The organism is Pseudomonas kribbensis (genome assembly GCF_003352185.1).
GTDB classification, from domain to species: domain Bacteria; phylum Pseudomonadota; class Gammaproteobacteria; order Pseudomonadales; family Pseudomonadaceae; genus Aquipseudomonas; species Aquipseudomonas kribbensis.
In genome coordinates, this window is record NZ_CP029608.1 from 2663460 (window position 1) to 2688240 (window position 24781).

Annotated in this window: 26 protein-coding genes and 1 pseudogene; 14 read left to right on the plus strand and 13 right to left on the minus strand. The window is 60.1% G+C overall.

The annotated features are described in order from the left end of the window. Positions 1-14 precede the first annotated feature (14 nt). From DLD99_RS12115 to DLD99_RS12140, 6 genes are all read right to left on the minus strand, one after another. Positions 15-1364: an ATP-binding protein gene (locus tag DLD99_RS12115; RefSeq protein ID WP_114882370.1), complete on the minus strand. Its 1350-nt coding sequence runs from the start codon at positions 1362-1364 to the stop codon at positions 15-17. Next, a complete protein-coding gene (locus tag DLD99_RS12120; RefSeq protein WP_114882371.1) occupies positions 1340-2005 on the minus strand; it encodes a response regulator in 666 nt (221 codons plus the stop codon). Before DLD99_RS12120 ends, DLD99_RS12115 begins: the two co-directional genes overlap by 25 nt. Positions 2006-2091: 86 nt before the next feature. Next, complete coding sequence (locus DLD99_RS12125) at positions 2092-2529, minus strand: hypothetical protein (protein ID WP_085708504.1); 438 nt, start codon at positions 2527-2529, stop codon at positions 2092-2094. 28 nt (positions 2530-2557) lie between these two features. Then, complete coding sequence (locus DLD99_RS12130) at positions 2558-3322, minus strand: COG4705 family protein (protein ID WP_114882372.1); 765 nt, start codon at positions 3320-3322, stop codon at positions 2558-2560. A gap of 90 nt (positions 3323-3412) precedes the next feature. Continuing rightward, positions 3413-4282: an AraC family transcriptional regulator gene (locus DLD99_RS12135; protein ID WP_114882373.1), complete on the minus strand. Its 870-nt coding sequence runs from the start codon at positions 4280-4282 to the stop codon at positions 3413-3415. A 122-nt stretch (positions 4283-4404) separates the two neighbouring features. Continuing rightward, complete coding sequence (locus DLD99_RS12140; protein ID WP_114882374.1) at positions 4405-6372, minus strand: alkyl/aryl-sulfatase; 1968 nt, start codon at positions 6370-6372, stop codon at positions 4405-4407. A gap of 104 nt (positions 6373-6476) precedes the next feature. On the opposite strand from DLD99_RS12140, the gene DLD99_RS12145 reads away from it, so the two are divergent. Further along, on the plus strand, positions 6477-7388 hold the full coding sequence (locus tag DLD99_RS12145) for a LysR family transcriptional regulator (protein WP_114882375.1): 912 nt from the start codon (positions 6477-6479) through the stop codon (positions 7386-7388). A 104-nt stretch (positions 7389-7492) separates the two neighbouring features. Then, complete coding sequence (locus DLD99_RS12150; protein WP_114882376.1) at positions 7493-9691, plus strand: OsmC domain/YcaO domain-containing protein; 2199 nt, start codon at positions 7493-7495, stop codon at positions 9689-9691. Positions 9692-9766: 75 nt separating this feature from the next. Here DLD99_RS12150 and DLD99_RS29640 read toward each other — a convergent pair. Further along, positions 9767-9853: pseudogene (locus DLD99_RS29640) on the minus strand (VOC family protein); the annotation flags it as partial. A 139-nt stretch (positions 9854-9992) separates the two neighbouring features. On the opposite strand from DLD99_RS29640, the gene DLD99_RS12160 reads away from it, so the two are divergent. The 6 genes from DLD99_RS12160 to DLD99_RS12185 all read left to right on the plus strand — a co-directional run bounded on the left by DLD99_RS12160 (position 9993) and on the right by DLD99_RS12185 (position 14267). Then, positions 9993-10553, plus strand: coding sequence for a fasciclin domain-containing protein (locus tag DLD99_RS12160; protein ID WP_114882377.1), 561 nt, complete (start codon positions 9993-9995; stop codon positions 10551-10553). A 112-nt stretch (positions 10554-10665) separates the two neighbouring features. Then, the gene (locus DLD99_RS12165; RefSeq protein ID WP_114882378.1) at positions 10666-11121 is read left to right on the plus strand and encodes a VOC family protein; all 456 of its coding nucleotides are present in this window, start codon (positions 10666-10668) and stop codon (positions 11119-11121) included. 135 nt (positions 11122-11256) lie between these two features. Continuing rightward, complete coding sequence (gene msrA, locus DLD99_RS12170; protein ID WP_114882379.1) at positions 11257-11763, plus strand: peptide-methionine (S)-S-oxide reductase MsrA; 507 nt, start codon at positions 11257-11259, stop codon at positions 11761-11763. Between the two features lie 155 nt (positions 11764-11918). Next, positions 11919-12437 (plus strand): MarR family winged helix-turn-helix transcriptional regulator, encoded by a 519-nt coding sequence (locus DLD99_RS12175; RefSeq protein ID WP_114882380.1) that lies wholly within the window; start codon positions 11919-11921, stop codon positions 12435-12437. Beyond that, positions 12437-13633: an FAD-dependent monooxygenase gene (locus DLD99_RS12180; protein WP_114882381.1), complete on the plus strand. Its 1197-nt coding sequence runs from the start codon at positions 12437-12439 to the stop codon at positions 13631-13633. Before DLD99_RS12175 ends, DLD99_RS12180 begins: the two co-directional genes overlap by 1 nt. Positions 13634-13787: 154 nt before the next feature. After that, the gene (locus tag DLD99_RS12185) at positions 13788-14267 is read left to right on the plus strand and encodes a hypothetical protein (protein WP_114882382.1); all 480 of its coding nucleotides are present in this window, start codon (positions 13788-13790) and stop codon (positions 14265-14267) included. Between the two features lie 105 nt (positions 14268-14372). Here DLD99_RS12185 and DLD99_RS12190 read toward each other — a convergent pair whose 3' ends face one another. Beyond that, positions 14373-14936: an AAA family ATPase gene (locus DLD99_RS12190; protein ID WP_114882383.1), complete on the minus strand. Its 564-nt coding sequence runs from the start codon at positions 14934-14936 to the stop codon at positions 14373-14375. Positions 14937-15100: 164 nt separating this feature from the next. Here DLD99_RS12190 and DLD99_RS12195 point away from each other — a divergent pair, with 164 nt between their 5' ends. Both DLD99_RS12195 and DLD99_RS12200 read left to right on the plus strand, forming a co-directional pair. Beyond that, positions 15101-16228 (plus strand): saccharopine dehydrogenase family protein, encoded by a 1128-nt coding sequence (locus DLD99_RS12195; RefSeq protein ID WP_114882384.1) that lies wholly within the window; start codon positions 15101-15103, stop codon positions 16226-16228. Positions 16229-16230: 2 nt separating this feature from the next. Continuing rightward, entirely contained in the window at positions 16231-16722 is a 492-nt protein-coding gene (locus DLD99_RS12200; protein WP_114882385.1) for a DUF2269 family protein, read from the plus strand. Positions 16723-16785: 63 nt separating this feature from the next. On the opposite strand, the gene DLD99_RS12205 is transcribed toward DLD99_RS12200, so the two are convergent. Continuing rightward, a complete protein-coding gene (locus DLD99_RS12205) occupies positions 16786-17775 on the minus strand; it encodes a zinc-dependent alcohol dehydrogenase family protein (protein WP_114882386.1) in 990 nt (329 codons plus the stop codon). Positions 17776-17943: 168 nt separating this feature from the next. On the opposite strand from DLD99_RS12205, the gene DLD99_RS12210 reads away from it, so the two are divergent. After that, positions 17944-18834 carry a LysR family transcriptional regulator gene (locus DLD99_RS12210; protein ID WP_114882387.1) on the plus strand — a complete coding sequence of 297 codons (891 nt, stop codon included), beginning with the start codon at positions 17944-17946 and terminating at the stop codon, positions 18832-18834. Between the two features lie 16 nt (positions 18835-18850). Here the strand turns inward: DLD99_RS12210 and DLD99_RS12215 are convergent, their stop codons facing one another. From DLD99_RS12215 to DLD99_RS12230, 4 genes are all read right to left on the minus strand, one after another. Next, positions 18851-19402 carry a GNAT family N-acetyltransferase gene (locus tag DLD99_RS12215; RefSeq protein ID WP_114882388.1) on the minus strand — a complete coding sequence of 184 codons (552 nt, stop codon included), beginning with the start codon at positions 19400-19402 and terminating at the stop codon, positions 18851-18853. Positions 19403-19549: 147 nt separating this feature from the next. Then, positions 19550-20386, minus strand: a complete 837-nt coding sequence (locus DLD99_RS12220) for a suppressor of fused domain protein (RefSeq protein WP_114882389.1) — start codon at positions 20384-20386, stop codon at positions 19550-19552. Then, on the minus strand, positions 20383-21276 hold the full coding sequence (locus DLD99_RS12225; protein ID WP_114882390.1) for a hypothetical protein: 894 nt from the start codon (positions 21274-21276) through the stop codon (positions 20383-20385). The genes DLD99_RS12220 and DLD99_RS12225 overlap by 4 nt, the downstream gene beginning before the upstream one ends. Positions 21277-21366: 90 nt before the next feature. Then, entirely contained in the window at positions 21367-22269 is a 903-nt protein-coding gene (locus DLD99_RS12230; RefSeq protein ID WP_167443770.1) for a LysR family transcriptional regulator, read from the minus strand. A 124-nt stretch (positions 22270-22393) separates the two neighbouring features. Here DLD99_RS12230 and DLD99_RS12235 point away from each other — a divergent pair, with 124 nt between their 5' ends. From DLD99_RS12235 to DLD99_RS12245, 3 genes are all read left to right on the plus strand, one after another. Beyond that, positions 22394-23824: an aldehyde dehydrogenase family protein gene (locus tag DLD99_RS12235; RefSeq protein ID WP_114882392.1), complete on the plus strand. Its 1431-nt coding sequence runs from the start codon at positions 22394-22396 to the stop codon at positions 23822-23824. 164 nt (positions 23825-23988) lie between these two features. Further along, a complete protein-coding gene (locus DLD99_RS12240; RefSeq protein ID WP_114882393.1) occupies positions 23989-24291 on the plus strand; it encodes a DUF7660 family protein in 303 nt (100 codons plus the stop codon). Next, entirely contained in the window at positions 24284-24715 is a 432-nt protein-coding gene (locus DLD99_RS12245) for a hypothetical protein (protein WP_114882394.1), read from the plus strand. Before DLD99_RS12240 ends, DLD99_RS12245 begins: the two co-directional genes overlap by 8 nt. The last annotated feature ends 66 nt before the right edge of the window (positions 24716-24781 follow it).

Here is a 24781-nt window from a genome sequence, read left to right on the forward strand (position 1 = left end):
GGACGGGAAACGGCTCAGGGCTGCCCGATGCTGACGGTGACACACAGACCGCTGCGCTCGATGACGTCGGTAAACCCCAGATCAACCTTGAGCCCCGTGCGATCGGCAATCGCCTTGACGATGGACAGCCCCAGCCCCGAGCCCGACTCATCGGTGCCCAGGCTGCGGTAGAACGGGTCGAAGACCCGCGCCTGTTCTTCCACGGCAATCCCGGGGCCGGTGTCGCTGACTTGCAGGACGACCGCCGCTTGCTCGCGCTTGACCGAGAGGTCGATACGCCCGCCGGGCGGGGTGTAGCGGATGGCGTTGTCCACCAGATTGCGGATCAGGATCAGCAGGTCGGTTTCGTTGATGCTGACCTGCACGTCCTCGCTGCTCTCGACGCCGATATCGATATTCTTGCGGTCCGCCAGGGGCAGCAGGTCTTCCAGAATCCGTCGGTAAATGTGCAGGACTGAAACGCGGCTCGGCACTGCATTTGAGCTGGACTGCGCGGCAGCCAGGCTCAGCAGTTGATCGATCAGGTTACGGCTGCGATCTATGCCTCGGGTCAGCGGTAACAGGCGTTCGCGGGCGGCGGCCGGCATTTCCGTGGCGGCCAGTCGTTCGGCCTGCAGGGACAGGGCGGTCATCGGCGAGCGCAGTTCATGGGCGGCATCGGCGACGAAACGCCGCTGGTTGTCCACGGATTGTGCGACGCGACCGAGCAGGCGGTTGATGGCCACCACAAACGGCCGGATTTCGCTCGGCACATGGCTTTCGTCGACCGGGTGCAGGGCTTGTTCATCACGCTGGTCGATATCGGCCGAGAGCGTGGCGATGGGGCGGAACATTTTGCGCACCAGATCGCCCACTACCAGCAACAGCACCGGAAACAGAATCAGGAACGGCAGCAGGCTGCGCCAGGCGCTTTCGCGGGCCTCCTTGTCGCGCACGCCGGTTTCCTGGGCGACGACGATGCGTTCGCCACGGGCGGTGGTTCTGACCAGCACGCGAAAGTCTTCACCGGTCACCTTCAAGGTCGACAGGCCATCGGACAGGGTCGTGGGGAAGGGCAGCGGCAGCAGGGCGTCGTCGTTGCCGACTGCTTGGCTACCGTCGGCCAGGTACTGCACGATGACCCGGGACTCTTCGTTGTCGTCGTCCACGGCCTGAGCGGCGGGGTAGTGCAGGGTCATTTGCTGGCGGTCGTACAGGGCCGCTACTTGACGCAAGGTTTCATCCTGCATTTCGTGGGCCTCGTCCAGCGCCGAAACGAACGCAAACGCCGCGGCCAGCAGCGCAACGAGCAGAATCGCCAGCGACAGGGTGACCGACAGCCGCAGTTGCACCGAGTCCCTCAGGCGCCTTTTGAAACCATCCATCCCATTCCCCTGACGTTCTTGATGACGTGACTGCCGAGTTTGCGGCGCAGGGCGTGAATCAGAAACTCCACCGCGTTGCTTTCCACTTCATTGCCCCAGCCATAGAGCCGGTCTTCCAGTTCACTGCGCGAGAGGATCGCCCCGGGCCGGATCAACAGGGCCTGCAACAGGGCGAATTCGCGGCTGGACAATTGCACGTCCGGGTTGTCGGCGGTCGTGGCTTGCTTGGAGACCAGGTCGAGGGATACCACGCCGTTGTCGAGCAAGGACAACGCAGTCCCGCCCTTGCGCCGCAGTACCGCGCGCATCCGCGCCAGCAACTCGGCCATGTCGAAGGGTTTGAGCAGGTAATCGTCGGCGCCGCCATCGAGGCCGCGCAGGCGATCATCGAGGCCATCCCGGGCAGTGATGATCAGCAACGGCACCGGGTTATTGCGAGCGCGAATGCTGTCGAGCACGTCCAGCCCGTCCTTGCCGGGCAGGCCGAGGTCCAGCAGCACCAGGTCGTAATGCTGGGTGTCCAGCGTGGCCAGTGCGGTGAGGCCGTTTTTCACCCAGTCGGTGGCGTAGCTGGCGTCGTTCAGGGCGCCCTGGATGGCATCGCCGATCATCGGATCGTCTTCCACCAGTAATATCCGCATGACCCGCTCTCCAAAAAAATAGCGCGACGGGCAGGGCCGTCGCGCTTGTATTGAAGCATCTGTGCAAGGGTTTGTCTGGCCCCGGATCAGGCGTTGCCCTTCAGCGAGTCGAAGGCTTTGAGCAACTCGTCCATCCGCGCCTTGCAGTCCTTCTGCTGCGGGGCGCTGGCGCGCAAGGTATCGAGCGAGCGGTCGATGGCCTTGTCCAGCATGTGCCAGTCGCCGGCGGCACGGGGTTTGATCCCGGCCTCGGCCGAGTCCCAGGCGGTTTCCAGATCCTTGATCCGGGCCTTGGCGCCCGGAAGGTCGTTTTTATCGACGAGGGCAGCTACGTCGGCGGCGATGTTGCGGAACTCGGACAGATCCCCCAGTTTGGAGGCGGCCTGGCCTTGTGTGCTGACGGCTCCTGCAGCGGCGTTTGCCGCAGGCTTGTCCGCCGGTTTCGAGCAGCCGGCAGCAATGCTCAGCAGGCAGATGGACGAGACGATGGCGACGTGACGAATGATGTTTTGAATCTGGCGCATGATGATTCCTTGATGAAAGTCTGAAGGTTTACTGAGTGATGGCTTTGCGATTGCCGACGCTGATCTGCGCGACGGTGACCAGCAGGACGATGACGCAGAGGAATATCGCGCTGGTCCAGGTCGCGCCCATGCCGAGGCCGCCGTAGGTCTTGGCCTGAGTCAGCAGGTCGCCGAGGGACGCGCCGAAGGGGCGGGTCAGGATGTAGGCGATCCAGAACGTCAGCACGGTGTTGGCACCCAGACGCCAGGCGATCAGGGTGGCCGCGATCAACGCGCCGAAGATCACTGCGCCGACGGTGAAGCCCAGGCCCAGTGCTTCGGTGGCCAGGTCGCCGGCGGCGGTGCCGAGGGCAAAGGTGCAGAGCACCGTGGCCCAATAGAACAGCTCCCGGCGCGGGGTGACGATTTCGCGGATCGACAGGCTGCGTTCGGTCCGGTACCAGATCAGGAAGTTGACCACCAGCAACACAGAGAACACCGCCGTGCTGGTGTAGAGGCTGACATCCAGCATGTCGGTCAGGATGTCGGTGATCTGCGTGCCGACGATGCTCACCAGCACCACGGTCAGCCAGTAGATCCAGGGGGTGTAGGCCTTGGTACGCATTTGGGTGAACAGCGCGATGGCCAGCAGCGCGGCCATGCCGAGGCTGGTCGGGCCGGCGCCGAAACCTGCGTCCACGGCCAGAAAGTCGGCACCGGTTTCACCCACGGTCGTGGACAGGATCTTGATCACCCAGAAGGACAGCGTCACTTCGGGCACTTTGTTGAGCCAGTCGGCTATGGCGGGTTTCATGGGTGGATGGCCTCTCCTGAGCAGCGCTGAATGTGCGCAGGAGAGAAGGTATCCAGTGAAACTTAGCTGAGCCTGAGGGGCTGGCGATTGTTAGCGCAGCGGCACGTAAATATCCGTTTGCCACTGCTCCTGCGGAGTCTCGGGACTGATGCTCAAGTACTCGAAAAACAGCGGGTGATCGCGCAGTTCTTCACCGCTGGCGGGCAGCCAGTCGCGGTAGACCGGGTAGATGGTTTCACCGATGTGATCGGTTGAACCGGTGTGACGCACCACCGCGCAACGGCCGGCAGGAATGCTCAGCTCGCGGACGTTGAACTCATTCGGCGCCACCGCTTCACGGATTTCGCCGCAGATCGCGAAATGAAAATCCTCCGGTGGCGTCGTGTCGGGATTGCCGTAAGGAATCCCGAAGGTGCGGCTCGATGTCACCGGCGACTGCCCGCTCTGCTGGCGCCACTGGATGAAGCGTTGCACGCTTTGATTGACGAGGCCTGGTGGCCCACGGTGATCGAGTGCAGCGACCTGGACTCCGGGGAAGTCGACGATTCGTACCTGCATGGTAATGCTCCTTGAAAAGTGAGGTATGGCGAAGACCGTGTGCCAGACGCTCCAGTCCGGAGCCTTGCGAAATGCCCCCGGCGAAGTGCCGAAGGCTCGCTTGAATGCCCTGGAAAACGCTTCGGGACTTTCGAACCCCGCGTCGAGCGTGGCTTCCATCACCGAATGGTCGGGCAGGGTGCTCAAACGGTGCGCGGCGCGGCGCAGGCGCATCAACTGCACATAGCGCGAGACGGGCACGCCGACGTAACCCGTGAACTGCCGGTGAAAGTGGAACTCGGAAAAGTTCGCCACCTGGCTCAGCGTTTTCACCGACAGATCGCCCTCAAGATTGGCGTCGATGTAGGCGAGTACGACGGTGAAGCGCTTCGCGTAGGCAGTTTGCGTCGGTGCGTCGGGCACGGTGTGAAGCTCCTGGAGTAACGGTCGGCCCTAGAATCGTCGAAAGCGGCGTACAGATACCTAGCCGGACTTGCTCAGGGTTTGACCTCTTCAGGCATTACATCCGAACGACCCTGCGCGAATCAATCGCGCGCCTGAGCGACGATTGCAAAGTTGCCCGGGGCTTTCTCCAGCAATCCGAGGAATCTCACCAGATCCACTGTGCTGCCATCGACCTTCAGGTCTTTGGACGTGAGCGCGTCCTTGAACCCCGCCGTGCCGCTCAGCAGTTGCACGAAAAGATCCTTGGTAACGCTCAACGTGGCGTTGGCATTGCTGGCCGGTGCGCCCCGGCGATAGTGCAGCACGGCGTTCTCGATCCACAGCACGAACGATTCCTTCGTATCGGTCAGTTGCAGGTTGAAGGTCCAGTTCTTGCCGTCTGCGGCCGGGCCGTCGAGGCTGGCGGCCATGGCTTCGAGGAAGCGTTCGGTAGGTGTCTGCTTCATCAGCTCGATGAGATCCGAGCGGCGCACGCCTTTTTCCGGCGGGCCGTTGCGCAGTTCCTGGGCGGCGGTCAGGTAGCTGTTGCGCCAGGTGGCTGACTCCGATTGATAGCCCAACTGTTCATAGGCTCGGGCCAGCAGTTCCTTGGCGGCCTTGTCGTCGGGCTGGTCGAGGACGGCTTGATCCAGCAGCTCGGCGACCCAGCGGTATTCGCCTTTGTCATAGGCCACGCGTGCGGCTTCGAGCACTTTGGCGCTGCCGCCCATCAACTCGACGTAGCGTCTGGCGGACTCCCTGGGAGGCAGCGGATTCAAATGTGCCGGGTTGCCATCGTAGGCGCCGAGGTACATCTGGTAAATCGCCTTGACGTTGTGTCGCAGGTCGCCGTAATAGCCGCGGGTGCCGAAGTACGAGGCCAGCGAGTCGGGCAACTGGATCTTTTCGGCGATCTCGTCGGGCGTGTAGCCGGCATTCATCAGGCGCACGGTCTGGTCGTGCATGTATTTGTAGATGTCACGGTGCTGGGTGATGAATTCGCGGATGCGCTCATTGCCCCAGACCGGCCAGTTGTGCTGTCCGAAATAGACTTCGGTGTCGCCCAGATCATCGAGGGCAGCCTGGGCGTAATCGGACCAGAGCAACGCATCACGAACCTTGGCGCCACGGATCGGCAGCAGATTGTGCATGGTCTGCGCCAGCAGCTCGGCGCCGCCGTAGGCCTTGCGTTCGGGGATGGAAAAGGTCAGCTCGGCCGGGGCCTCAGCGCCCGGAATGTTGTGGAACACGAAGGTCACGCCGTCGATCACCAGTTCCTGCGTCGGCTGATCGATGATCTGCGTCGGCGGTAGAATGCCGATGCTGCCGTAGGCGACGTTTTTCCCCAGCCCGGTATCCACCATGCCGGTGGCACCCGGTGTCAGGTTCTTGCCGAACTGATACATCGAACGGCGCGACATCGCAGGCCCCGCCAACACGTTTTCGCTGGTGGCTTCCTCCATAAAACCGACAGGAGCCACCACGGGAATCTTGCGTTCGGCGACTTCCGCGACCGAGGTAATGCCCAGCACACCGCCGAAGTGGTCGGCGTGGTCATGGGTGAAGATGATGGCGGTCACGGGTTTGTCGCCCAGTTGCTCGCGGGCGAATGCCAGGGCTGCGGCGGCGGTTTCCTTCGATGTCAGTGGATCGACCACGATCCATCCGGTCTGGCCTTCGATCAGCGTCATGTTGGCGATGTCGAAGCCGCGCAACTGGTAGATGCCGTCGGTGACTTTGAACAGACCGATCTGGGCGTTGAGCATTGCGTGGCGCCAAAGGCTCGGGTTGACCGTGGCGGGGGCCTTGCCTTCGACGAACCTGAACGCATCGAAATCGATCAGCACAGAGCCGTCGGAGCCGAGGATCTGGCCTGTCGGGCGGGCGATGAGACCGCGCTGGGCGTCTTCCAGGTCCCGAGTGTCGTTGAGGTCCAGGCCCTTGATTGAGGCTTCTATCACCGCCGCTGTGGCGGGCGTCGCTTCGCCGCTGGCAACGCTGGGCGGTTTGTCACAGCCGGCGAGGGATACCAGCGTCAGGGCGATCAGTGTGTAAAAGGTCGGTCTCATTCTTGTTGTTCTCCGAGGATCGATTCATCAGAGAGTAGGGAGGCGGGCGTGATGTATCCAATGCATTGTTTACATCCGGACAATGCGTAGCTAGCATCGGCGACATGGACCTCAAACGACTGACACACCTGCTGGCCCTTGCCGATGAACGCCATTTCGGCCGCGCTGCCGAACGCGTGCACCTCAGCCAGCCGGCGCTGAGCCGCAGCATCCAGGCACTTGAAAGCGAAACCGGACAGCGCCTGTTCGACCGGGACAGTGGCGACGTGCGCCCGACGCCGGCGGGGGAGTTTCTGATCGAGCGGGCGCGACGGCTGTTGTTCGATGCACGCTCGCTGGAACGGGATCTGGCGCTTTACGGTGATGGCCGGCTCGGCAACCTCGCGTTCGGCGTCGGGCCGTTTCCGGCGGCGATGCTGATGCATCAGGTGGTGCCTCGGTTGCGCCGGGAATATCCGCAAGTCACGTTGCGGGTAGAGATCAACAACTGGCAGATTCTTGAAGCCCGGTTGCGGGACGAAGCGATCGAGTTCTTCGTCGCGGACATCCGCAATTTCTCGGCCGACGCCGATCTGCTGATCCGCCCGCTGGGCCAGGCCTCGGCGGGGTTCTTCGTCCGGCCACAGCACCCGTTGGCCGGGCGCGCGGTGACGATGAGAGACCTGGAAAAGTACGGCATCGCCACGACGCGCCTGCCGGCCGTGGTGAAGGAAGAGACTGCGCAGACCCTGGGCATTTCCACGCGCCAGGCCTTGCCGCTTGCGCTGGAGTGCGACGATGTGGCGTTGCTCAGGACGGTGGCCTGTTCGACCGATACGATCCTCGGCGTGATTCACGGCGCCGTGGCGGAAGACCTGTACAGCGGCAACCTGATCGAATTGCAGGTCGTGGACCGGCCCGGACTGCACTCCGAAATCGGTGTCGTCAGCCTGCCCAACAGAAGCCTGTCACCGACCGCCCGCTGCGTGATCGACGCCATCGCCGACGAGATGGCGCAGCGCAACGTCTCGACCTGAGCGGCGCTCCGGTCGGCGGCCAAAACGCCAAAGCACAAGACTTCCCGCTCAAAAACCGGATAATGGCGGCCATTCTGTTCAGCTCGCTATTCTGGTAGTCCCCCATGGAAATCAAGGTCAACTTTCTCGACAACCTTCGACTTGAAGCCAAGTTCGACGACTTCACGGTGGTGGCCGACCAACCGATCCGCTACAAGGGCGATGGTTCGGCACCGGGTCCGTTCGACTACTTCCTGGCTTCGTCGGCGCTGTGTGCGGCGTACTTCGTGAAGCTGTATTGCGAAACCCGCAATATCCCGACCGATAACATTCGCCTGTCGCAGAACAACATCGTTGACCCGGAGAACCGCTACAACCAGATCTTCAAGATTCAGGTCGAGTTGCCGGCAGACATCTCCGACAAGGACCGCCAGGGCATCCTGCGCTCCATCGACCGCTGCACCGTGAAGAAGGTGGTGCAGGCCGGCCCCGAGTTCGTCATCGAAGAGGTGGAAAACCTCGACGCCGACGCCCAGGCACTGTTGATGCCGGGGGCGAACTCCAGCGCCAGCACCTACATTCCGGGCAAGGATCTGCCGCTGGAGCAGACCATCGCCAACATGTCGGGCATCCTCGCCGACCTCGGCATGAAGATCGAAATCGCCTCGTGGCGCAACATCGTGCCGAACGTGTGGTCGCTGCACATTCGTGACGCGCACTCGCCGATGTGCTTCACCAACGGCAAGGGCTCGACCAAGGAAGGCGCGCTGGCGTCGGCGCTGGGCGAGTTCATCGAGCGCCTGAACTGCAACTTTTTCTACAACGATCAGTTCTGGGGCCTGGACCTGGCCGATGCGCCGTTCGTGCATTACCCGGACGAGCGTTGGTTCAAGCCGGGCAGCAATGACGAGCTGCCGAGCGAAATCCTCGATCCGTACTGCCTGAAGATCTACAACCGCGACGGCGAGCTGCGCGGTTCGCACCTGATCGACACCAACTCCGGCAATGAAGAGCGCGGCATCGTTTCGCTGCCGTTCGTGCGTCAGTCGGACGGCGAGGTGGTGTACTTTCCGTCGAACCTGATCGAAAACCTGTACCTGAGCAACGGCATGAGCGCCGGCAACACCCTGGCCGAAGCCCAGGTGCAGTGCCTGTCGGAAATCTTCGAGCGTGCGGTGAAGCGCGAAATCATCGAAGGCGAATTCGCCCTGCCGGACGTGCCGCAGGAAGTGTTGGCGAAGTACCCGGCGATCATGGCCGGCATTCAAGGCCTGGAAGCCCAGGGCTTCCCGGTGCTGGTGAAGGATGCGTCGCTGGGGGGCGAATTCCCGGTGATGTGCGTCACGCTGATGAACCCGCGTACCGGCGGCGTGTTCGCCTCGTTCGGCGCGCACCCGAGCTTCGAAGTGGCGCTGGAGCGCAGCCTGACCGAGCTGCTGCAGGGCCGCAGCTTCGAAGGCCTGAACGATCTGCCGCAGCCGACCTTCGAAGCTCAGGCGGTCACCGAGCCGAACAACTTCGTCGAGCACTTCATCGACTCCAGCGGCGTGGTGTCGTGGCGCTTCTTCAGCGCCCAGGCGGAATACGAGTTCGTGGAGTGGGACTTCACCGGCGAGGGTGAAAACTCCAACGTCGAGGAAGCCGAAACCCTGTTCGGCATTCTCAAGGGTATGGGCAAGGAATCGTACATGGCGGTGTACGAGCACATCGGCGCCACCGCTTGCCGCATCCTGGTGCCGGACTACTCGGAAATCTACCCGGTGGACGACCTGATCTGGGACAACACCAACAAGGCACTGTTCTTCCGCGAAGACATCCTCAACCTGCATCGCTTGAACGAAGAAGAACTCCAGTCGCTGGTCGAGCGTCTGGTGGAAAGCGAACTGGATGACTACACCGACATCACCACGCTGATCGGCATCGAGTTCGACGACAACACCGTGTGGGGTCAACTGACGATTCTGGAACTGAAACTGCTGATCTGGCTCGCCCTGGGACAAATCGAGGAAGCGAAGGAAGCAGTGGAGATGTTCCTGCAGTACAACGACAACACCGTCGAGCGCGGTCTGTTCTATCAGGCCGTCAACGGGGTGCTGGAGATGCAGCTGGACGAAGATCTGGAACTGGCCGACTACGAAGCCAACTTCCGCCGCATGTTCGGCAACGAACGGATGGACGCGGCGATCGGCTCGGTGGACGGCAGCGTACGCTTCTATGGCTTGACGCCGACCAGCATGAAGCTCGAAGGCCTCGACCGCCATCTGCGACTGATCGACAGCTACAAGAAACTGCACGCGGCCCGGGCCGGCGTGAAGACTTCGTAACGCTGACGGCAGCGACAAAAAAAGCACCTTCGGGTGCTTTTTTGTTGTCGGGTGGTGGGGTGGTCGTTGGCTCTGTTACGTGCGAGCCGGTTCCTGGCTCGTCCAGACGGCCAGTTCATAGCCATCAGGATCAATGAAGTGGAAGCGGCGGCCACCGGGATTTTTTAATGGGGACAGATTAATTTTTAAAATAAATCTGTCCCCATTTGAAAATACTTGCACCGTGATGCATCCGATTGCGCGTCTGCTCCGTAAATTCATCACCCTCAATCGAAGGGTCGAAGAATTCAGGAGACACACCATGCACTCGCTCATCAAACGCATTGCCATCACCTGCTTCACATTGCTCTGCCTTGGCACGGGATCGAGCTTTGCCGCCGATACCGTGATGGTCGGCGGTGCGGCCATGTACCCGAACAAGACCATCGTCGAAAACGCCGTCAACTCGAAGGACCACACCACGCTCGTTGCAGCGGTCAAGGCGGCCGGGCTGGTCGACACCCTCAACAGCAAGGGGCCGTTCACGGTCTTCGCGCCGACCAATGAAGCCTTCGCCAAATTGCCCGCCGGCACCGTCGATACGCTCGTCAAACCGGAGCACAAGGCCGACCTGACGACGATCCTCACCTATCACGTCGTAGCAGGCACTCACACGGCAAAACAGCTGATGGATGACGCCAAAATGCACGGCGGCAAAGTCATGCTCAAAACCGTTCAGGGCGAATCCCTGACCGTCATGCTGCACGACGGCAAATTGTGGGTGGTGGACGCCAAAGGCGGGAAGGCTGCGATCACCATTGCGGACGTGATGCAGTCCAATGGTGTGATTCATGTAGTGGATACGGTGCTGATGCCGAAGTAGTCTTTTTAATGGGGACAGATTTATTTTTTAAATAAATCTGTCCCCATTTTCGTCCCCATTTTCAGGCGCTTTTCTGTTTTAAATGGGCGACTGTCAGTCAGGGGGACATGCAATGGATTTGAAGTTCAGTCACGTCGATGTTCTGGTCAACAACCTCGAGGAAGCCTGCGCCTACTATGCGCAGATCCTCAACGCCAGAATCTCCAGAACCCTCGTCTGGGAACGGGGTGGCCTGCATGTTCGCTACGCGGTTGCGCTGATCGGCCAGGAGCGTTTCATGCTGGTCCAGCCGTTGGCGGGAAATCTCAAGGAGCTGCTGGATTCGTCGGGGGAGGGGATGATCTATCGTCACTGCTATTCGACACCGGACATCGAGAAAGCCTACGACGAACTGGTGATTGCCGGTGTGCAGCCAGAAGACGAAAACGGCCAGCCACTGGAACGCGCCAACCTGCAATCACCGTCCGGGACACGCATCATCTGGCTGCCCAAGCGCTTCGGGCATTTCTCTATCGAGATTCTGGAGGAACAGACGCTGGAAGCGTTCATCACATCGGCGTTTGCCTGATTTTTTAATGGGGACAGATTTATTTTTAAAATAAATCTGTCCCCATTTGAGGTCCCCCATTTGAGGTCTTGGAATTGGTCAGTGTGCCCTCATAACAAGGGTTACCTCCAACATCCCCAAGGGGAAGGACAAACCATGACCAGCCAAACCGAAACTGCCATCCTCGCCGGCGGCTGCTTCTGGGGTATGCAGGACCTGCTGCGGCGCTACCCCGGTGTCCTGAAGACGCGCGTCGGTTACACCGGCGGCGATGTGCCGAATGCCACCTACCGTAATCATGGCAGCCACGCCGAAGCCATCGAAATCGTCTTCGATCCTGCCGTTATCAGTTACCGGCAGATCCTCGAGTTCTTCTTTCAAATACATGACCCGACCACGCCCAACCGTCAGGGCAATGACCGAGGCCCCAGCTATCGCTCGGCGATCTATTACCTCAGCGAACAGCAACGCGACGTCGCCGAAGACACCGCCGCCGATGTCGACGCTTCGCGCCTGTGGCCTGGACGAGTGGTGACCGAAATCGAACCGGCCGGGCCGTTCTGGGAAGCGGAGCCGGAGCACCAGGATTACCTGGAGCGCATTCCGAATGGTTACACCTGCCACTTCATTCGCCCGAACTGGAAGCTTCCGAAGCGCGCCTGAGGTTCGGTAGCGCCAGTGTGAAAGAGGGAACTGGTCTGTTTTCCGAAAAACGGACCGGTTCCCTTTTTTTGCCTTCAGTCCAGAAAGGTAGCTAAGCAAATTAGCTATATGTTAGTTTCGCGTCCTCACCACGACCGCCGGGACTGACCCTACACATGACATCGCCTTCATCACCGCCCGATCCTTCCGAAGATCCCCGCAACCTGCAGATCGCCAGTGATGTCGTCGGCCAGCAGTTGCAACAGATCGCCATCCTCACGCGCAAGGCCGCCAGCCATCTGGGCGCGGTTCTGGGTATCAATCAGACCGATGTCGCGGCGCTGGAACATCTGATCGCGGATGGACCTCTGCCGCCGACCGAGCTCGCGGTGCGGCTCTCAGTGACCACAGCGGGCATCACGCAGGTCATCGATCGACTGGAGCGTGCCGGGCATGTGGTCCGCGAGCGGCAAATCAATGACAAGCGCCGGGTGCTGGTGTGTCCGGTTCCGGAATCGGTGGCGCAGGCCTATCGGCATATCGCGCCGATGCTCGATGGCCTGAGCGCCGTGCTCGGAGCCCTCGATGGCGAGGATCGCGCCGTGGTTGAAGCCTTCCTGGGTCAAGTGATCGAGGTCTACCGCACCACGTTGCCGGGCAGCGCTGTGGCCATGTCTGAAAACCGGGGCGCGTGATGAATCCCAAAAAAGTACTGGTGACTGGCGCAAGCATCGCCGGACCTGCGCTGGCCTATTGGCTGTCTCGGCAGGGCATGGACGTCACAGTGGTGGAGAGGGCGCCTGCGTTTCGTGATGGCGGACAGACGATTGACGTGCGGGGCGCCGGGCGTGAGGTCGTCCGGCGCATGGGCCTGGAAGGTTTGATTCGGGCGAACACGACCCAGGAACAGGGCATCGCCTTCGTTGACCAGAACAACCGGACCAAGGCGTTTCTGGGAGTCGATGCGTTCGACGGGGAGGGGCCGATTGCCGAACTGGAGATTCTGCGGGGCGAACTCGCCAAACTGCTGATCCAGCACAGCCAGGACCGTGTCCTGTACCGATTCGGCGATAGTGTTGAAGCCATGGAAGACGATGGCGAGCAGGTTCACGTTCGCTTCGAACAGGGTAGCGAGCAGGTTTACGATCTGGTGATCGTGGCGGAAGGGATTGGTTCGACGACCCGCAACCGAGTGTTCGGCAACGAGGTCCAGCGTCGTCCTCTCAATCTGTATACGGCTTACTTTACCGTGCCTCGACAGCCGAGCGATGGCCAGGTCATGCGCTGGCATAACCTTCCGGGTGGTCGCTGTGTCTGCTTGCGGCCGGACAATCTGGGCACCACCCGCGCGTTTCTGTCTTTTCAGCAGGCACCGTGTGGATACGAAAAACTCGCGCAGGACGAACAGAAATCCTTGCTCAGGCAAATATTCGCCGACGCCGGTTGGGAGACACCTCGCGTGCTGGCTGCATTGGAAGATGCCACCGATCTTTATCTGGACGCAGTGGGGCAGGTCAAAATGTCCCGCTGGTCCAAGGGGCGCATTGCACTGGTCGGGGACGCGGCTTATTGCGCATCGCCCATCAGCGGCATGGGTACCAGCCTGGGGCTGTGTGGCGCCTATGTGCTGGCCGGTGAACTGGGGCGTCATGCCGACCATACCCAGGCGTTCGCGGCCTATGAAAAACGGATGCGGCCCTTCGTCGCCCAGGCGCAAAGCGTGCCCGGATTCGCCCCCAGACTGGCCTCGCCGCATTCGCGCCTTGGCATTGCCTTGGGCCACGCGGTGTTGAGGCTGGCGAGTGCACCGGGGTTCAGGCGCCTGTTCGGGAAAATCCTTTCGCCGAAGGCCGATGCTATCGAGTTGCCGGAGTATGGCGAGCGGCAGTGATTCAATGGGGACAGATTTATTATCAACAAATAAATCTGTCCCCATTTTGTTTAGAATTGCGCCCCCTGCAGTTCTGCAGGTTTGTCATGGAACGCAGCCTTACGAACCTGCACCAGGCAATCGGCTTCCACAAATTGAACAAGGACAAAGTCTCATGGGTATGAGAACGGCTGCGTTGGTTTTGTTGCTTGCAACGTCACTGACCGCCTGTGGAGGAAGCAAGGACAAGGCCACGGAACTGGTCGATATCAGCGGCGCCTTCAAGGAACATTACGATGAGGTGGTGGAAACCGTAATGCGAGATTACTCGCCACGTTACATGGCGGTGATGGACGAAGAAATCCGCGAGGTTGTGGAAGACAAGGTTCCCTTCGACGAGATCAGAAACCTGCGGATCGATACCCTGGCGGCTCACTTGCAGCCGGATGAACTCAATGCAGCGATTCGTGCCCACGATAACCCCGCGCAGAGCAAAGATATTTTGAATAACACGCCTGAGGGCCGCGCCTTTCTGGACAAGATTTTCGACGCTGAAGACACCGTCGAAAATACCTTCCAGGCCCTGCTGAAGGAGCGTGAACCAGCCATCCTTGAAGCGCTGGATAAGATCAATAACAAGAGGCTGGATGGATGATTCAATGGGGACTGATTTATTATCAAAAAATAAATCTGTCCCCATTTATTCACATTTATTGTCCCCATTTATTCTGAGCGTAGACCGCTTTTGGAACCCCGCCTTTTAGCGTTGAGTGTTTTGCGCGGGCGTCTGCTTCTGGCTGACTTGAGGTGTGGTGCAAAGCCTGTCGAGAAAGGTCGAAACCTGCCGTTTGCCACGCAGACGCACTACCGGGATGTCTGGCCCGATTGATTGACGTACGTTATCGATACCCGGGCGGTAATCCCGGTCAAAGGTCCATACGAACTTCAGAAACGTCAGGAATTTTCTGTCGATTTTCTCTCTGCAGCCTGTCGCGAGATCCGGGCGAGGGCGGTTCATGATGCTGCGCCGAATTACGCGGGCGAAGCAGGTGAGTCGCGGCGTATCGAGCCAGATAATCAGGTCGGCACGGGGCAGGCGCAGATCGAAGGTTCGCCGGGCATAGTTGCCTTCACACACCCATGAATCTGCTTTGATTGCTTCGCGGACCCGTGTGCGGAACTGCTCCGCGTCGGGCTCGACCCAGCCTGGTTCCCAGAACAAGGTGTCCAGGTGAACCACGGGAAGGTTCAGGCGCCGGCCGAGGGTGCGGGCGAGGGTGGATTTGCCGCTGCCGGCGTTGCCCAGAATCACGATCCGTTGCATGGGGACGTCCTGTCGAAAAAAGCCGGCAATTGTGCAGGCTCCGGGTGTTCAATCAAAGCGGATTCAGTCGTATTTCTTGCCTGACCCGACGATATCAGGGAAGCTCCCGCGAATCCTGTCTCGGGCAAGTTGGCTGTACGATCGAATCGTTAGGGAAGCGTTGCATGGCGTTCAAGGTGTTGGTGGTCGGTGGGTATGGAAACTTCGGCAGCATCGTCTGCCGGCATCTGGCGTCGATGCCTGATGTTGATCTGGCGATCTCGGGTCGTGATCCGCACAAGTTGCTGCGCAAGGTCGAGGCGTTGCAAGCCGCTTCCGGAAAAGCCTGCGCAAGTTGGTGCGGCGATGCCATGGGGCCCGGGTTCCAATCCGCATTGGGCTCGATGGGGATTGAATTGGTCATTCACACCGGAGGCCCGTTTCAGGGGCAGTCCTATGCGGTAGCCGAAAGCTGCATCGAGGCCGGTGTGAACTATTGCGATCTGTCTGACTGCCGAACCTTCGTCAACGGTATCGGCGTACTCGATGCGCGCGCGAAAGCAGCGGGCGTGGCGATTCTCAGTGGTTGCAGTTCGGTGCCGACCCTGTCTTCGGCCATCATCGATCAGCAGCGCTATCGCTTTCAGCGCATAGATTCGATCGAGCATGGCATTTCCTCTTCCGCGAAGATGCCGGGGCTGTCGACTGTCGAAGGTGTGCTTGCCTACGCGGGCAAGCCGATCAAGCAGCTCAAGGATGGCCGGGTTCACGAGGTCCCGGGCTGGCAGGATCTGACGCTTCGCAAAATGCCGCACCTGGGCACCCGCTTGCTGGCTAACGTCGACGTGCCGGACATGGACATCTTCGCCGGTCGTTACGGTGCCCGGACCTTGAGCTTCAAGGCGGGTGCGGGTTTGAAACTCGGTGGTGTCGCCAATGCCCTGTTCGCCCAGGCCCAGAAGATGGGGCTGATTCGGGACCATGCGCCCTGGGCTGCGCGCCTGCATCGCCTGGGTACCCGCTTTGAACGATTCGGCGATGGCAAAAGTGCGATGTACATCGACGTGCAGGGGCTCGGGGTTGAAGGACAACCGCTGTCCATGACCGCTCAGTTGACGGCATGGAATGACAAGGGCCCGGAAATCCCGAGCTGCGCCGCTGTTGCCCTAGCCACCAAAATGGCCCAAGGCTATGTACCTGAACCCGGCGCCCGGCCTTGCGTGGGCGAAATCACCGTCGACGAATACATGGCCGCAATCAACGACCCTGAAAACCTCAGCCTGTCCGTGCATTTCTCTGACGGGCAGCGCTGACCATGCTTTATCTGTGCCTCAAATACATCCATGTGATTGCCGCGGTTTTCCTGTTCGGATTCGGCATGGGGTCCTACCTGTATCTGATCGCAGCCAGCCGCACCGCCAACCCTCAGGTGATCGCTCACGTGGCGAAAATGGTCGTGCGCTTCGACGCATGGATCACCACCCCGGCAGGCTTCATTCAGATCGCATCGGGCTATGGGCTGATCAGGCTGGCCGGCCTGCCGTTGACCACGGAATGGGTGCTGACCTCGTTGATCATCTTTCTTTGCGTGGGTTCGCTCTGGCTGCCGGTGCTGGTGCTGCAGAAGCGTTTGTACGTGATGGCTTCGAATGCGATCGAAACCGGGGGAGGGCTCGCGGATGAGTACCGCTCGGTCTACCGGAAATGGTTCTGGATGGGGGTGGCCGGTTTTCTGGGGATGTTCGTGATCGTCTTGATGATGGTGACGAAGATGACGCCCGTACAGGTAGCCGGACTGCTGCTGTAGCGGGGCGGAGGCATATAGGCCGGAGGCCCGACGCGATGCATCGGGCCGCGGCGACATCGTGATTTAAACAGTCACCACAATCTTTCCGACCTGCTGATTGGCCTCAAGAAAGCGATGCGCTTCCTGAATATCCTCAAGGGCGAACGTCTTCGCGATGATCGGCTTCAGCGCGCCTGATGCGAGGCCATCGCCGATGAACGCCTTGGCTCGGGCCAGCGCCGCAGGATCCGCGACGATCTCTGCGTAAAGATAGCCCTTGAGCGTCAGGCTTTTACCCAGCACGGTGAACAGCGGGAACGGCGTGGGTTCCGGGCTCAATGCGCCGTACTCGAGCAGAATGCCGCCCCTGGCCATGCTCTGGGTGAGCTGTTCGAACCCGGGGCCGCCGATCGGATCGAACACCACGCGCGCACCCTGGCCATCGGTCAGGGCCATGACGGCGGCGACGATATCCTCTTCATCGCTGACGATGACGTGCGCGGCGCCGGCATCCAGCAAGGCTTGCTTCTTCGCGCGGGTGCGGGTCACGGCAATCGAAGTCGCGCCGACCATTCGGGCAATCTGGAAGGCTGCCAGGCCGACGCTGCTGGAGGCGGCTGTGACCAGCACAAAATCGTTCTTCGTCAGTCTGGCCTGTTCGACCAGCGCGCCCCACGCGGTGACGTATTGCATCCAGGAGGCAGCAGCCTGTTCGAAGGACAGGTTCGACGGGTGTTTGACCGTCAGCTCGGCGGGCACGTTGGCCAGTTCGCCGTAGGTGCCCCATTTGGCGATGTCCAGCGGCGGAATCAGGCTGACTGCATCGCCGACCTTGAACTCGCTGACACCGGCACCGACGGCAACCACCACCCCGGCCGCTTCATAACCGAGGCGGCTGGGAAATTGTGCTTCCTGCAGGTAGGCGTGATTGCGGAACATGACCTCGGCCCGATTCAACCCGAAAGCCTTGACCTCGATTTGCACCTCGCCGGATGCCGGCGCCGGTACATCGACCGATTCCAGTTTCAAAACGCTTGCGTCGCCGTATTCATGAATTCTGACAATGCGTGCCATGGTTACCTCTTCTGTGATCAATGAGGCCGGTGTGGCCAGCCTTAGTTCGAGTAAAAAAAACGCGCCTGTTGCCGTTGTGCGCGTTGTTTCCATGGCCGCCAATTTAGGCTTTGGCCCGGGCCGGATAAAGACCTACGATAGCGCAACACTAGAAACACAGGGTTTCCAATGGATCGCCTCACATTGATGGCCGTCTTCGTCAAAGCGGTGGAGCTTGGCTCCTTCAGCGCGGTGGCCGATGAGCTCAATCTGTCCCCGCAACTGGTCGGCAAACAGGTCAAGATGCTCGAGCAACATCTGGGTGTCTCGCTGCTCAATCGCACGACCCGCAAACAGAGCCTGACCGACTTCGGCCGCACGTTCTATCAACGGGCGAAGCTGATCCTGGCCGATATGGACGCCGCCGAAGAAATGGCCGCGATGACCCGAGGCGTGCCCAGTGGTCGGCTCAGAATCAACGCACCGGTCACCTTTGGCGTCAGCACGCTGGCGCCTCGCCTGCTGGAGTACATGGTCAGGTATCCGCAGGTGTCGGTGGATCTGACCTTGTCCAACGAACTCGTTGACCTGCTGGAGGGCGGGTATGACGTGGTGTTTCGAATCGGTGAACTGTCTGACAGCGGCCTGAAGGCATTGCCTTTGAAGCCATATCAAATGGTGCTGTGCGCGGCGCCTGCCTATCTGGCCAGGCGTCCTCCGATCACGACCCCGCTGGATCTGCAGGAACATGAATGCCTGGCGTTCGCCTATTCCGACGGTCGTTCCCACATTCGTCTGGAAGGACCGGACGGTTGCATCGACGTGCCGATTAAAAGCAGATTGACGATCAATCAGGCGGACCCGTTGCTGTCGGCAGCAGTCGCCGGACTGGGTGTGGTGCTGTTGCCGTTGGAGCTGGTCAAGGATGCGCTGAGAAGCGGAACGCTGGTCGGGCTGCTGCCGGACTACAACGTCCCGGTCTCACCGATGAATCTTCTGTACGCACCGGACCCTCGGTTGACGCCCAAGCTGCGAAGCTTCGTGGATTTTGCGAGGGCTGTGTTTGGGACGGCGGCGTGAAGGAAGATTGTGGCCGTCATCTCTGATTTTCTGGCTGGCTTGTAGCCCATTGCTCCCTGGTCAGCCCGTAACACTTGCACCAGGCCGGTGTCGTGGACAGCTTCAGCTCGGCATCATACAAGTGCACCGCACCGATCTTCATGGCGGCTTTCTGCGAGCGGATGTTCGACGGGGCGATGTGGAGATAGACCGTGTCGTACGCCTTGAAGGCGTGTTCCAGCATCAGTTGCTTAAGTTCGCGATTGGTCTCGCCACCCCATTTCGCCCGCACCAGAAAGGTGTACCCGATGGCGATACTGTCCGGCAGGTCGGGCGGTGTGTAATAACTCGACATGCCCACGATCAGCCCCGAGTCGATATCGATGACGGCCAGGGTTTTACCGGTGGCCAGCCGCGCGGCGAAGTACGTTTCGAATACCGGCCGCTCATGGCGGTCGCTGGCGGGATGGCCTGCCCAGATCTGCGGGTCCGAGGCCGCCAGAAACAGGCCTTCAAAATCGTTTTCGGTCAGAGGCCTGAGTCTCAGCGTGCTCCCGCATAAAACGGGTTGGCAGTCGAAGTCGCGCATTTGAATGGGTTCCTGACCAGTTGAATTGTGGGAAGGGAGCCAGTCTAGAGCCACGGATCCTCAAGAAAAGATCCAATGCGCCTGATATTGATGGAGCCATCGCGCTCAAGCTTGATATCTACGGTTTCGACGCTTGAGTCGCCGCCGTCATACAACGCTGTCACGTTGCAGGCTGCTCATATGCCCGATGCCCGCAGCCTTCAAACGGTTCACCAGGTCATCGCGCGCTGCGCGCCCACCCGAACGAATGTATTCAAGCTCCGACGCTGTGATCAATACCACGGAAACCATTCTGACCGGGGATAGAGGCATGTCATCCAGTCGGGTAGGGAAGTCCGGTTCAGGGGCGCCCAGCAGGACGCCGGTTGAGTCGTCCTCGGTCACGAAATGTGCGGGCAGTTGATCGCTCATGTGACTGGACAGGCTGAACCCGGGAATTTCGATGGATAGCGCACCGTACTGGTCGAGTCGGTGGGTAATTCCTCCAGCGTCTGCCACCGTTTTGGCAATGTGCTCCACCAGCTCGAATGCCCAGCTGCGCTGGAAAGGGGCGACATCACCCAAGGGACCACGGGCGTGCTCGGGTATATCGGCGGTTTCCAGGAACAACTCCATTTCGAAACCGTTGCCCGTCCCTTCAGCATCATCATCGAAAGGGTCCGACAGGCCTTCAGTGGCGATGATTATGTTGTCGCCACGGCGAATGACTCGATAGGCCTGGCGCGTCGAGGGCCAGTAAGGACCGCCGGAAAAACTCGGGCTGATCATGTAGGCAAGGACATCCCGCTCCACGGTGCCGATAGATCCCCAGTAGCGATCCAGACATGCTGCACCGGCCGTTCTGGCTGCCATGTTTGCTGCTTCAGCCTCATTCAGGTTGCCGGCAGTCACCAGTTCTTGCAGATGAAGGGCTTGTGGTGAGGCCTGGGTGTCCTGGTTAAAAGGACGTTTCAATGAGTCGAGAAGCTTCTTGAACAAATTCATGTGCGTTCCTTGCTGGTGTTGAGCGGGGCGGGCTCTTTCTTATCGGTAGCCGGAGCTTTTTCCTGATGTTTCCCCACGTGTTTTTTCCACGGGAAGTACTTAACAAAAACCGAGCGATTGATTACTCCGGACTCTTCTACCTGAAACCCGGGCATGTGTTGCAGATCAAGCTGTAAGCACTGAGCTGCGAGTGCCTTTTGTAACGCGGTATCCGGGTGAAAGGACTCTGGACGGGAATAGCTTTTCTCAAGCGTCACATCGCAACGTGTGACTTGGCCCTTTGCGTTAGCCGTGAAATCAAAGTGGGCGCTTCCGAACGCGTTGATTGAGTGCCTGGCCAGCACGTTGTCCCAGAAAAATCGGCTTTCCAGTCCAGCCTTCCGGCGTGTCAGGCTGTAATCCGAAATTGGCGATACATCGTCCTTGGCGATCAACGGCGCGATGATTTCAAGGGAGCCATCGGCTGGACTCTGAAGATCTTCCGGGATGGTTGACCAGATCTCGCTCCAGCACACATCGGTGACCAGATTGGCGAAGTCGGGTGGGGCGCCCGGGTCAGTTGACTGCGCTTCGCAGAGCAATACGTCTCCTTGACGACTGAGTTTCATCCGTAATTTCACGCTTCCTTGCATCCCTTTGTCATTCGCAAGGAACACACTGTTACTCAAGGTTCGACGCAAGACCCTGATATAGCTCCTTGCCTCCATGGCCCTGATTTCTTTTGAAGTCATGAACATGGGAGCGGACTTGCCACCACTCTCCGCATAGGCATTTAATCGCTGGTCGGTGGTCAGTTGGTGACAGCCAGAGAGCGACGCCAAGCCTGTCAGTAAAAGCAACGACGAGATCCGTCGACAATCGATCCATGATTTCAATGTATTGCTGATCACTCATCTGTTCCTTGAATAAACGAGGCGCCATTCTGCCTTGAAGCCAGACCGCCGTACATTTGCAACGCGCATCTCCATTGATCGCAAGAATCAAACCGGACTCGGCCGCAACTCGTGCACCAGATCAATCAGCGCACGCAACCGCGCCGGCACGAAGCGATGGCCCGAGTAATAAAGCCTCAACCCGCCAAACGACGGACACCACGGCATCAGCACCGGCACCAGTGCGCCGCTGGCCAGTTCTTCCTGGATGAACCATTCGGAAATGAAACCGATGCCCAGGCCCAGCACCACGGCTTGTTTGATGGCCAGCAATTCGTTGAACACGAAGCGCGTCGGCAGATCCATCTGCAATTTCTCGCCGTCGCGTTCCAGCTCCCAGTGATAGAGGCCGCCGTGGGCCATGCGCATGCCGATGCTCTGGTGGGTGAGCAGATCCCGTGGGTGTTCGGGCACGCCGTGGCGTTCGAGGTACTCCGGCGTTGCCACCATGAGCATGCGGATGTCGCCTGACAGCGCCACCGCAATCATGTCTTGCGGCACGGACTCTGCCAGGCGGATCCCGGCGTCGAAGCCCCCGGCAATGATGTCGACCATGCTGGCCTCGCTGACGACGTCGATGCGCACGTCGGGATAACGTCGTGCGTACTGATTGAGCAGCGGCTCCAGCAGCAGATAGGCCGCGCCGTGCGGTGCGTTGATGCGCAGTGTGCCGCTGGGTTCGTCGAGACCGACGCTGGCCTCTTCGCCGGCACTCTTGATCTGCGCCAGGGCCGGGGCGATGCGCTCCACATAGCGCTGCCCGATGTCGGTGAGGGCAACGCTGCGCGTAGAACGGTTGAACAGACGCACCTTCAGGCGCGCTTCGAGGCCGGCCACCGCGCTGCTCACCGCCGTGGTGGACATGCCCAGTTCCTGTGCCGCGCCGCGAAAACTGTTGCGCCGGGCGACGGCCAGTACCACTTCCAGCTCGGTCATTCCTGTTCTGTGCATAGATTGTCCTGAAAATAGGGATGCTTCATCAGCCAAAGGATAGCTTATCGGAACAATCAACCCTTCTTAGACTTCGCTTCATCGAGGCTCGCTTCAAGCGGGTCATTTTCAGCGAGGAGTTGTCATGCAGCGCATTGAACACATCTACATCAACGGCGAGTACGTCCTCCCACACGGTCAGGAGTGGTTCGACCTCCATAACCCGAGCACCGAGGAAGTCATCGGTCAGGTCCGGTTGGGCGATGCACTCGACGCCCAGCGCGCCATCGCCGCCGCCAAGGCTGCGTTCCCGGCCTGGTCTCGCACCACGCGCGAGGAGCGCATCGCCGCCCTGCAACGCATGCACAAGGCCGTGGCGGCCAGAGAGGAAGAACTGCTGGAAGCCATCCTTGAGGAGTACGGCTCGCCCGCGGTGCGCGGGCGCTGGATGGCGACGTACCCGGCGGACGTGATTGCGCAAGCGATCGAGGCACTGGAGGCGTTCGACTTCGAAGAGCAGGCCGGCATGGCCAAGGTCATTCTGACGCCCGTGGGCGTGACCGGGCTGATCACGCCGTGGAACAGCAATGCCGGCTTCATCTGCAACAAGCTGGCCACCGCACTGGCGGCGGGCTGCACCGCCGTCATCAAGCCCAGCGAGATGAGCGCGTTGCAGACGCAGGTCGTGCTCCGCGCGTTGCACGAAGCGGGGCTGCCACCGGGTGTCTTCAACATCGTCAACGGCCGAGGCGACGTGGTTGGCGAAGAGATCGCCCGCCATCCCGACGTGGCCAAGATCTCGTTCACGGGATCGTCCGCGGTCGGTCAGCATCTGGTCAGAGCCGGCGCTGACACCCTGAAGCGCGTGACCCTGGAACTCGGCGGCAAGTCACCCACCGTGGTGCTCGATGACGCGGATTTCGAGGCGGTCATGCCGCTGGCGCTGCACGCCGGATTCCTCAACAGTGGCCAGGCCTGCATCGCCGGCACGCGAATTCTTGTTCCGCGTAAACGGCTCGCCGAGTTCGAGCAGGCTGCGAAGGAGGGCGTCGCACAGTTTCAATCGGGCGATCCGCGCAACGCCGACACCGATATCGGCCCGATGGTGAGTCAGAAACAATGGGACCGAGTGCAGCGCTACATTCGTATCGGCCAGGAAGAGGGCGCGAGGTTGCTGGCGGGTGGCGAAGGTCGACCTGAAGGCCTGCACGCCGGATGGTTCGTCAAACCTACGATCTTCACCGACGCCAACAACCAGATGCGTATCGCGCGAGAAGAAATCTTCGGTCCCGTGCTGACGATCATCCCTTACGAGGACGACGCCGATGCGATCCGCATCGCCAACGATACGGACTATGGGCTGAGCGCCCTGGTGCTGGGCCAGAACCCCGAACGCTGTGTGAACATCGCCCGTCAGATCGATTCGGGACGCGTGCTCATCAACACCCTGGCTCACGAACCGCGCGCTCCTTTTGGTGGATTCAAACACTCGGGCCTGGGGCGCGAAATGGGCAAGTGGGGGATGAGTGCGTATCTGGAGCCGAAGACGTTGATCACCCTTGACGCTGTGAAGTGAAAGGATCGCGTCCTTGTCAGGGAGTGCTGTGTGAGGATCGGAAATCGGGAGGAATACATTCCTGGTTTCCAGCAGCGCTACGCATGATCGCCCGGGTTTGAAGTTGACCGTCCATGCTGCCCTGTCGCAGCATGGCGTCTCCCGAATTCCACGGCTGGAAACTCATGTCTGAACCTTTGGATCTTGATGAATTGTTGGAGCATGTCAGCGATGAAGCCTCGTTCATTCGCTTCATCAAGGCGCTGGGTGCTGATTTTGCCCACGAGCGATCATTGGAAGGCCTTTCACCTTCAGCACCCTATGAGGCAGGCGCCTCAGGGTGGGAAAACGGATCCGTTGACTCGTTCCTTGATGCGGCGGCCGCGTGGGCGAACTCGAGCAGCCGATCCTCCTCATACGAAGGTGCGGTATCGAACGTATGGCAGCGTTGCGCAGCCATTCTGCTGGCGGGAAAGTTTTATGAGTGAGCTGCCCGCGACCTTCGCGTCTGACCAGAAGAGCCCCATGCCCAGAGTGTTACCGGACAACGAACTCAACGCGTTATTGGTGGAAGCCGAAGCCAACGGTTTAACGCTAAGTGATCTCGCCGCCACTTGCACGCAGTTCTCCATTGCACCGCGAGATCTGCTGAACGAACTCTCCATAACCATTGCCGAGGGTTATCTGGAGAGATCGCTGGACTATGAATTTTGCGATGGTGTGATGAACGGAATCATCAAAGCCGTGGTTGAGGTCGCCATGACTGACGATATGCCTGAGCCCGCCTTCTCGCTCTATCAGGCGTTTGATCTGGGTGAATGGATCCGCAGCGAGGATCCGCCGGGGACTGATCCCAGTGAGAAATACGCGAGGCCGGTGGTTGAAGAAATAATGCGTGCGTTCAGGGGCTGAGGTTCAGTTTCGATTCTGACGGGCAACTGACGTGGAATAGAGCTTGTACCTCTGGCCGTCACCCGC